Origin of the sequence: Variovorax sp. YR634 (assembly GCF_900106655.1) — a bacterium.
Classification (GTDB): Bacteria; Pseudomonadota; Gammaproteobacteria; order Burkholderiales; family Burkholderiaceae_C; genus Variovorax.
This window is the reverse complement of record NZ_FNOL01000034.1, coordinates 45250-54614: the sequence shown is the minus strand read 5'-3', so window position 1 is coordinate 54614 and position 9365 is coordinate 45250. Positions and strand designations below refer to the sequence as shown.

Annotated in this window: 7 protein-coding genes; 5 read left to right on the top strand and 2 right to left on the bottom strand. The window is 62.0% G+C overall.

What is annotated here, in order from left to right:
- Positions 1-371 precede the first annotated feature (371 nt).
- Genes BLV60_RS32300 through BLV60_RS32290 form a run of 3 tightly spaced genes read left to right on the top strand, consistent with a single transcriptional unit; the run spans position 372 to position 4609 of the window.
- Positions 372-2765, top strand: a complete 2394-nt coding sequence (locus tag BLV60_RS32300) for a DNA polymerase II (protein WP_093059628.1) — start codon at positions 372-374, stop codon at positions 2763-2765.
- 9 nt (positions 2766-2774) lie between these two features.
- Positions 2775-3851 (top strand): ABC transporter ATP-binding protein, encoded by a 1077-nt coding sequence (locus BLV60_RS32295; protein WP_093059618.1) that lies wholly within the window; start codon positions 2775-2777, stop codon positions 3849-3851.
- Positions 3848-4609 (top strand): ABC transporter permease, encoded by a 762-nt coding sequence (locus BLV60_RS32290; RefSeq protein ID WP_093059616.1) that lies wholly within the window; start codon positions 3848-3850, stop codon positions 4607-4609. The genes BLV60_RS32295 and BLV60_RS32290 overlap by 4 nt, the downstream gene beginning before the upstream one ends.
- Here the strand turns inward: BLV60_RS32290 and BLV60_RS32285 are convergent, their stop codons facing one another.
- Positions 4610-6316, bottom strand: a complete 1707-nt coding sequence (locus tag BLV60_RS32285) for a tannase/feruloyl esterase family alpha/beta hydrolase (protein WP_256329672.1) — start codon at positions 6314-6316, stop codon at positions 4610-4612.
- 379 nt (positions 6317-6695) lie between these two features.
- Here BLV60_RS32285 and BLV60_RS32280 point away from each other — a divergent pair, with 379 nt between their 5' ends.
- Positions 6696-7598: a helix-turn-helix transcriptional regulator gene (locus tag BLV60_RS32280; protein WP_093059612.1), complete on the top strand. Its 903-nt coding sequence runs from the start codon at positions 6696-6698 to the stop codon at positions 7596-7598.
- Between the two features lie 26 nt (positions 7599-7624).
- Here BLV60_RS32280 and BLV60_RS32275 read toward each other — a convergent pair whose 3' ends face one another.
- The gene (locus tag BLV60_RS32275) at positions 7625-7894 is read right to left on the bottom strand and encodes a hypothetical protein (protein WP_093059610.1); all 270 of its coding nucleotides are present in this window, start codon (positions 7892-7894) and stop codon (positions 7625-7627) included.
- A gap of 158 nt (positions 7895-8052) precedes the next feature.
- On the opposite strand from BLV60_RS32275, the gene BLV60_RS32270 reads away from it, so the two are divergent.
- A complete protein-coding gene (locus BLV60_RS32270; RefSeq protein WP_176929043.1) occupies positions 8053-9336 on the top strand; it encodes a metal-dependent hydrolase family protein in 1284 nt (427 codons plus the stop codon).
- The last annotated feature ends 29 nt before the right edge of the window (positions 9337-9365 follow it).

Sequence of the window (9365 nt, the reverse complement as noted above, 5' to 3'; positions counted from 1 at the left end):
CCATCGCCCAGTTCTACGACGACGGGCAAGCCATCGACGAGATCAATGGTGTTTGACGCGGTATCCGCGTCAAGATGACATGACCGGTCGCTTACCTGGCTTCCGCCTAGTGGTCACACTCTCCGCCAGCAACCCAGTATTCACGCGGGTTTGCGGGCAGGGCGGATACTTTGCCCCTTTTTTGCCCCTTTTATTGTTGTACTGAGCTGGTTCGTTTTGGGCTGCTTTGCACAAGCGTGGTTGACCTCCAGCGGGGCAGATGACACGGGACTGCCTGGCCCCCGCCTGCGCAGACGGCAATTGGACATGCCCGGGCGAAAATCGGCCACGCCAAGCCCGCTCTCTTGCCCTATCCGATTCGCCAAGCTCTCGTGACGTCCACCGAACTCAAGGGCTTCATCCTCACTCGCCACTGGCGGGATGCTCCCGCCGGCACGGAGATCGAGTACTGGCTGGCAACAGATGCGGGGCCGGTGAAAGTGATCCTGACCTCCCAGACCTCCGTCGCATTCGTCGCAACCCGGCACAGGGCGGCGGTAGAAGCGCACCTCATGGCCATGCCAGGCCTGCAGATGCGTGAGCTCGAGCTGAAGACTTTTCATCAGGAACCCGTCACTGGTGTCTATGCGAAGCACTTCCGCCAGCTCGGCCGGTTGATGCGCGCCCTCCAGGCACAGGGCGTTCCCCTGCTCGAAGCCGATGTGCGCCCGCACGATCGCTACCTGATGGAACGGTTCATCACCGCTGGCGTGCTGGTGGAAGGAGGGCGGGCAGACCGCTCCACCATCGTCGACTGCAAGCTCAAGCCAGCGCCCGAGTTCCGGCCGGTGCTGAAGGTGGTGTCGCTGGACATCGAGACCAGCCAGCACGAAGCGCTCTATTCGATTGCGCTGGACGGTACGCAAGACCGTGTCGTGTTCATGTTGGGCGAGCCGCCACCCGAGCCGAGCGAGCAGTCATCAGGGTCGGGTGGGCTCATGGACTTTTCGCTCATCTATTGCCCGACCCGCAAGGCCATGATCGAGAAGCTCAACGACTGGTTCGAGCGAAACGACCCGGACGTCATCATCGGCTGGAACGTCATCCAGTTCGACCTGCGAGTGCTTCAGAAGACAGCCAACGAGTGTGGGACGCAGCTCCTTCTGGGGCGGGAGCGGCGGCCCATCGAATGGCGCACCCATCCGGGCAAGCAGGGCTACCTGTTCGCGCCCATGCCCGGCCGGGTGATCATCGACGGCATCGACGCCCTCAAGGCCGCCGTGTGGAGCTTTCCCTCCTTCAGCCTGGAGACCGTCTCGCAAACGTTGCTGGGCGAGGGCAAGGCCATCGGCGACGAGTACGACAAGATGGCGGAGATCGAGCGGCGGTACCAGGAAGACAAGCCCGCGCTCGCGCTCTACAACATCCGGGACTGCGAGCTGGTCCTGCGCATCTTCGACAAGGCGAAGCTGCTTCAGTTCGTGATGGAGCGGGCCCAGACCACAGGCCTGCAGGCCGACCACTTCGGTGGCTCCATCGCCGCGTTCAGCCACCACTACCTGCCGCGGATGCATCGCCAGGGCTACGTGGCGCCGAACGTGGGCGAGATTGCGAGCAAGGCCTACCCCGGCGGCTACGTGATGGACTCGAAGCCGGGGTTCTACGACTCCGTCGTGGTGCTGGACTACAAGAGCCTCTACCCCTCGATCATCCGAACCTTTCTTGTCGATCCGGTCGGCTTCATCGAGGGCTCGAACGCTGGCGACGTGACCACACTCGTCAAGGGCCCGCAGGGAACTGTCTTCTCGCGCGAGAAGCACTGCCTGCCGGAAATCGTGACCACGCTCTGGCGCGCCCGGGACGAAGCCAAGCGGACGAAGAACGAGCCGCTGTCCCAGGCCCTGAAGCTGCTCATGAACTCCTTCGCCGGCGTGCTGGGTGCAGCCGACTGCCGTTTCTTCAATCCCAAACTGGTGTCCGCCATCACCCTTCGTGGCCACGAGATGATGAAGCTCACGCGCGAATTCGTGGAAGACCGGGACTACGAGGTCATCTACGGCGACACCGACTCCATCTTCATCTGGCTCAGGCGTACCCACACCAACGAGAACGCGCACGCCGTCGCGACCACCTTGGTGAGAGACATCAACGCGTGGTGGACGAACTCCCTTCGCGAGGAGCACGGCCTGCAGAACTTCCTCGAGATCGAGTTCGACACCCACTACAAGAAGTTCTTCATGCCGACCATTCGCGGCTCGGACGTGGGCAGCAAGAAGCGGTACGCGGGCCTGAGCGTCGACGCCAACGGCAAGGAGGAGATGGTCTACCGCGGTCTCGAGATGGCCCGCAGCGACTGGACCCCGTTGGCGCGCCAGTTCCAGGAGGGCCTGCTTTCGCGCATCTTTCACGACGAGCCCTACAAGGAGTTCGTGACCGACTATGCAGAGGCGCTGCTGGCGGGCAAGATGGACGACCTGCTCATCTACAGGAAGCGCCTGCGCCACCGCCTCGATGCTTACCTGGTCAACGTACCGCCGCAGGTACGTGCGGCAAGGATTGCCGACGATCACAACAGTCGGGTCAACCGACCCAGGCAGTATCAGAACGGCGGCTGGATCCGGTATGTCATGACTCGCAGCGGCCCTGAACCCATGGAGATTCGTCAGTCCCGAATCGACTACGAGCACTACCTGACCAGGCAGCTTCAGCCGATTGCCGATGCCATTCTTCAGCCCATTGGAGAAAGCTTCATGGCTTTGACGACGTCACAACGCGGGCTCTTCTAGCGAGATCGAATGGAAGTGCTCAAGGCCTCTTTAGCTTTTGAGGCGGCCGGTTGCCACTTCGACTGCGCGCTCCAGGAAGCAGCGAGTGCAGCCTCAGCTCCAGCGCGACCCAAGCGTAAGATTCCGGACTCCCCCTACAGACTCAAGAGAGGTCTCGTGCCTTCAATCGTCTCGGTCAATCAGCTTTCCAAGACTTACGCGTCGGGATTCCAGGCACTCAAGCGTGTCGATCTGGACATCCACCAAGGAGAGATATTCGCGCTGCTCGGCCCCAACGGGGCGGGCAAGACAACGCTGATCAACATCATCTGCGGCATCGTCAACCCGAGCGAAGGCACGGTGCTGGCCGATGGGCACGACATTGTCACCGACTTCCGGGCCGCACGCACGAAGATCGGGCTGGTGCCCCAGGAGCTGGCCACCGACGCTTTCGAAACCGTATGGGGCACGGTGAGCTTCAGCCGCGGCCTGTTCGGCTACTCGCCCAATCCGGCCCATATCGAGAAGGTGCTTCGCGACCTTTCCCTTTGGGACAAGAAGGACTCCAAGATCATGGCGCTTTCGGGCGGCATGAAGCGTCGCGTGATGATCGCCAAGGCGCTGTCGCATGAACCCCGGATTCTTTTTCTCGACGAGCCCACCGCCGGCGTCGACGTGGAGTTGCGGCGCGGCATGTGGGAGATGGTGCGCAAGCTGCGGGAAAGCGGCGTCACCATCATCCTGACCACGCATTACATTGAAGAGGCCGAGGAGATGGCCGACCGCATCGGCGTGATCCGCAAGGGCGAGCTCATCCTGGTGGAGGACAAGGCCGTGCTGATGAAGAAGCTCGGCAAGAAGCAATTGACGCTGAGCCTTCGGAACGCGCTGGCTGCCATTCCCGAAGCACTCGTCGGCCGCTACCAGCTCGATCTGGCCGACGACGGCCACTCGCTGATCTATACCTTCGACAAGCAGGGCGACGACAACCAGATCGCCGGCCTCTTGCGCCAGCTCGGCGAGCTCGGCATCGACTTCAAGGACCTGCACTCCTCCGAAAGCTCGCTGGAGGAAATCTTCGTCAGCCTCGTGAGGGGGCAAGCATGAACATGTACGCAATCCGCGCCATCTACCTGTTCGAGATGGCGCGCACGTGGCGCACGCTGATGCAGAGCGTGGCCTCGCCCGTGCTCTCCACGTCGCTCTATTTCGTCGTTTTCGGTTCGGCCATCGGCTCGCGCATGGTGGATGTCGACGGCATCGCCTACGGCGCCTACATCATCCCGGGCCTGGTGATGCTCTCGCTGCTGACGCAGAGCATCGCCAATGCCTCGTTCGGCATCTACTTTCCCAAGTTCTCGGGCACGATCTACGAGGTGCTGTCCGCTCCCGTCTCGTATGTCGAGGTCGTGTGCGGCTACGTCGGCGCGGCGGCGAGCAAGTCGATCATCCTCGGAGTCATCATCTTGATCACCGCCCGGTTGTTCGTGTCGTACGAGATCGCGCACCCGCTGTGGATGGTGGCGTTCCTCGTGCTCACCGCGGTGACGTTCAGCCTGTTCGGCTTCATCATCGGCGTCTGGGCTGACGGCTTCGAAAAGCTGCAGATCATTCCCTTGATGATCGTCACGCCGCTGACCTTCCTGGGTGGGAGCTTCTATTCGATCAACATGCTGCCGCCGTTCTGGCAGAAGGTCTCGCTGTTCAATCCGGTGGTCTACCTGATCAGCGGGTTCCGGTGGAGCTTCTACGGCGTCTCCGACGTGAGCCTGCCGATCAGCATGAGCGTGACGCTGGTTTTCCTGGCGCTGTGCCTGATCGCCGTGCGCTGGATCTTCAAGACCGGGTACAGGCTCAAGGTTTGACTACCGGCATGCGTAGCTGCCAGCGGCAAAAATATCCCCTGACTGGTAGGTCGCCTTCAGCGGATAGACGCAGAACGGCTGACCTTTGGCTGGCGCGGTAGCTGTCGCCGTGCTTGTCACATCGACGCGCCCGGGCTCGATGCCCTTTTCTACCCAGTCGGTCAACATCGCGTACTTGAGCGCCTCGCCCGGAACCGGTGGATTGGCGTCGACGTTGACGGTCCCATTCGTTCCGTAGTGACCCATCCCGGGAACGAGGTAGAGCTTGTAGAAAGAATTCACCGCAGCAAAAGTGCCGGCGGGTGGCGACTTCAATGAAGCGTTGAGTTGATTCGCCACGGCGGCGTAGTACTGGAGCAGCCCCTGATGGGGAATCAGATCGTCTGACTGGCCGACAAAGGTAATGAGCTTCCCGCCACGCGCTTGAAACGCCGTCAGATCCGGGTTGTCTGTGTTGATGCGGCTGAACTCGGTTTGAAGCGAATTTCCGCGATCGAAAATGCTGCCGAGGTCGGAATAGCTGAGGTTCTTCCAGCCGTCGACCCCGTTCCCCGTGGCATTGAGAAAACTCGGCGTTCCCAACGTGGGGTCCTGCCGAATAAGCGCAACCGTGTCCGTTGCCAGAGTCTGCGGATTCACCGGACCCAGAATCGCGCCGCCGCCAAATGGCGAAGTCGCAAGCGGCGCGCCGCGTGGATAGCCGTACCAAAGGTGCGACCCCGTCAGGCCGACGGCATATCCCGTGTCCGTCGCCGGAGCGGGCACCGATCCGTCCCGCGTCGGTCCGTACCAGACTTTATTGAGGCTCTGTGCTTGCGCACTTGAAATGCAGGTAGTCGGGTCCGTATTGCTGCCCCCGCTGCCAGTGCAAAGCACCTGCGGGTCCTGCTGCGGGTCGTATGTGCACTGAGAAGGGTCGATCAGGAACCCAAGATGTTTGCCACCGACCAGATCGCATGCGTTGAGCGCAGCAGAAGATACCGCATTGACTTGTGCAACGCTCATGGCGACACCGCCAAGATCGCGCTGCGTGATCAATTGGCCATAGAGCATGGCGGTGTTGAACCTGGTCCAGTTGATGGCCGGCGAGCTGGCAATGATTCCGTCGAAATCGCCGGGATACGCCTGAGCCTGCTTGAGCCCTTGGCGACCTCCCGTCGAGCTGCCGTGCCAGTAGGCGTATTTCGCGTCCGATCCGTAGTAGGCCCTGGCGAGCGCCTTGGCCTTTACCGTCATTTCATGAATGCCGCGCTCCGAGAAATCGGACCATCCGACGGTGTTCACTGTTCCATCGGGGTTCATCAGGAAGTCGCCGTTCGACACGGTGTGCCCTGTATCGGTCGTTGCGGATACGGCGCCCTCCACGCCGGCCACGTCCCAGGGGCTGGCGAGTGGACTGAACGAGATCACGTCCGGGGTGGTTTGGGTTCCACCCGCCCAACCGGTGCCGCCGATCAAATGAATCTTCTTGTTCCAGGCGACCTTGCCAGGCAGCCATATTTCGATCCCGATCCCGGTCGAGGTGGAGGGGGCGTCCGAAGGTCCGGTGTGTCCCGGCCCCACGATCAACTTCACCAGGCACAGGTCGCTTTGCGCAATGGGAGTCGTCGACGTTGCGGTGCCGGAAAGAAGGAGCGGGTCTCCCTTCTTGAATGACTTCGCCAGCAAGACCGAGGTGTTTGCGTCCGGCGTGAAGCCGGTCTTCATCGAGTCGTCGCATTCGAGGCTCTGAGCACCCGATACAGCGGCCGGAGGTGGCGCGGGAGGCAAGACCAGGCCGGGTGTCGAACTGCCGTCCCCGCTTCCGCCGCATGCCGTCAAGCCTGCAAGCAAGAGTGCGACCGCTGAAAGATGCCACTGATTGCAACGCCGATACCGCTCACTGGTCATTGTCTATCTCCGAGTTTCTTGTTCGGCGGGCAGAAATTGCACGGCCGCGCGGCGTGATTGACCGCCGCCGGCCGATTTCAATGTGCAAGCGAAATCCGGTCTTGCTCGTTCGACTCACTTTTGAACAAACGACCCTCATCGAAAACACTAGAGTGGCGGGGTTGTCGCGTCGGATCGCCCACGTCCTGGAGGAAATATGGTGTTCAAGCTAGGTCGGACTGCACTAGACGAAGCAGCGCGGAGTCGCGAGAACGCGAGTCTTCTTGCGCCATCGCTGACCGCCGCCTGGAACGGCCTGCCTTTCGCGTGGGTCGGTACCCCGGAGGGCCCCTGGACAAGCAGTTTCACCACGTTGGCGCCGACGCTGTCGCTGATCGAGTCCGGCGCCGTCACGTCACGCATGACCGTGGGCGGCCGCGGGTACGACCTCAATGCAAGCGCTGGCTCGTTGACGCTGTTCAATGCAGAAACACGAGTTCGGGTGAACCAGGTCGACTGCCGGGACGCCCGCCGACTGCTGCTTCCGCTCGATCTGACCGCGCTCGAACATCAAGGCCTGGAGCGAGAAGACCTGCTCGTGAATCTTCGGCAGGCCGTCGAGTTCTACGATCCCGCCCTGACCGCGGTGCTCCGGGCGATGCTGCGGGAAGTCAAGCGCGGCTGCCCCAACGGGTCTCTTTACGCCGAGTCGCTGAGCTGCGGCGTGCTGGCACACCTGATCCGAAGCCGCGGGCAGGCCCCGGTAAGAGAGCGCGGGAAACTGACGGAATGGCAATGGTCGCGACTGAACGAACTGATCGCGGAAAAGCCGATGAGTGAACTGACTCTCATGGAGCTATCGACAAGCGTCGGCATGAGCAAGTCGCAGTTTGTTCGCATCTTCAGGAAGTCCACGGGGACTTCCCCTCACCAGTTCATCGTTCACAAGCAACTCGAGGTCGCACGCGGGCTGATTCGTTCGTCGAACTCCACGTTGGTGGACGTGGTGGCGAAGGCGGGGTTTGCGAGCCAGAGCCACTTCACCCGCCTGTTCCGCGATACCTATGGCATCACGCCGGGAGAGTTCCGGCGAAAAGCTGGCAGTGCCCCCTCCCGTTGAGGCCTGCCAGCCTTGCCAGGGAAAACCTACTCGGCCGCCTCGTCTTCCTCTTCGTCGTCGGCTTCTTCAGCGCGACGAACCGTCACGAAGTTGGTAGCGTCTTCCACGAACGCCATGAGCTTTTCGTCGGGCGCCATTCCGCGCACTTCGGTCTGGATGCCGTCGCCATTCTTGTAGTCGACCTGCACCAGCGCAAAACAGGCCAGCGGCTCTTCCATTTCTCCTTCATCGCCGCCGTCGTACACGGCGACCCACCCTTCGGCGGGCATGATCTGAAGGATCTTCACGTCTTCCATCGAGTTACTCCAAGTTCAAACAAAGATTGCGCGGCGCAGCATATCCCATGGAAAGGGCTCCGAAGGGCCCGGGATCGGCACGCAGGATCAATCGCCATGCATGCAGGGACAAGAGAAATGCCACCCCCATTTCTAGAATTGCCGCAAAAGGGGCATCCATGTCACCGCAGCTCGTTCTTACCCACGCAAGATTGTTCGACGGCGATCGCTACTTCGGTGACGACCACCACGCCATCGGGATTTCAGACGGGAAGATTTCTTCCGTCGAACGAGGTGACGGCGAGGGGGCTGCAGGCCCAGACGTCCGTCGCGTGAACCTTGGGGGCCGGCTGGTGATGCCGGGCCTCATCGACGCGCACACGCATGCCACCGGAGCCAGTCTCGACGTCGGCGGCCTCGACAAGCTGCAACCGTCCTACCTCGCCCACTATGCCGGGCGCTATCTGCGCAACATGCTGCAGCAGGGCTTCACCAGCATCCGTGATGCTGGAGGAGGCGAGCAGGGCCTTGTCCAGGCGCTGCAAGAAGGGCTGCTCGAGGGGCCCCGCTATCTGATTGCAGGCAAGGCGCTGTCCCAGACCGGCGGACATGGCGACATGCGGGGACACCGGGCCGCCTCGCCTTGCAAGTGCGATCTTGTCGGGGCCTTCACGCGCGTGGTGGATGGAGAAAACCATGTTCGGGAGGCGGTGCGCGACCAGTTTCGCCAGGGCGCGAACCACATCAAGATCTTCGTCTCCGGCGGCGTGCTGTCGCCCACCGATCCCATCTGGTCGCAGCAGTTCAGCAACGCCGAAATCGCGGTTGCCGTGGAAGAGGCGGCGCGGTGGCGAAGCTATGTCATGGCGCATGCGCACACGAAGGAAGCCATCGTGCGGTGTGCCGAGCACGGCGTTCGCTCCATCGAGCACGCCAGCATGATGGACCGCGAGGCCGCGGAGATCGTCGCCCGCAAGGGCGCCTTCGTGGTCCCGACCCTGGGCATCGTCAAGCACATGCTCGACGGCGAGGTCCGGTTGCCTGCCGGCGCGCTCGACAAACTCAAGTACCTGGTGGACGCCATGTACGCAGCGATCGGGCACAGCGAAGAGGCGGGCGTCAAGGTCGGCCTCGGCACCGACTTGCTGGGTTCGCTACAGGGGCGGGAAACCCAGGAACTCGTCCTGCGCGGAGAACTGAGTTCATCGCTGAATGTGCTGCGCTCCGCGACCTCGGTGAATGCCGAACTGCTGGGCATCGGCGAGCAGGCGGGACGGATCAAGGCGGGCTTCGATGCCGATCTGATCGTCATGGACAAGAACCCCGTCGAAAACATCACGGTCTTTCGCGACCCCGCATCCACGGTGGTTCTGGTGATGAAGGCCGGCGCCGTGTGCCGCGACACATTGCGACTCCTTCCCGCCGATTCCGACGCCGGAATCGAGTCGTCGGCGGTGTCATGACTGTCTCCGCTGCAACCCCACAAACCGAC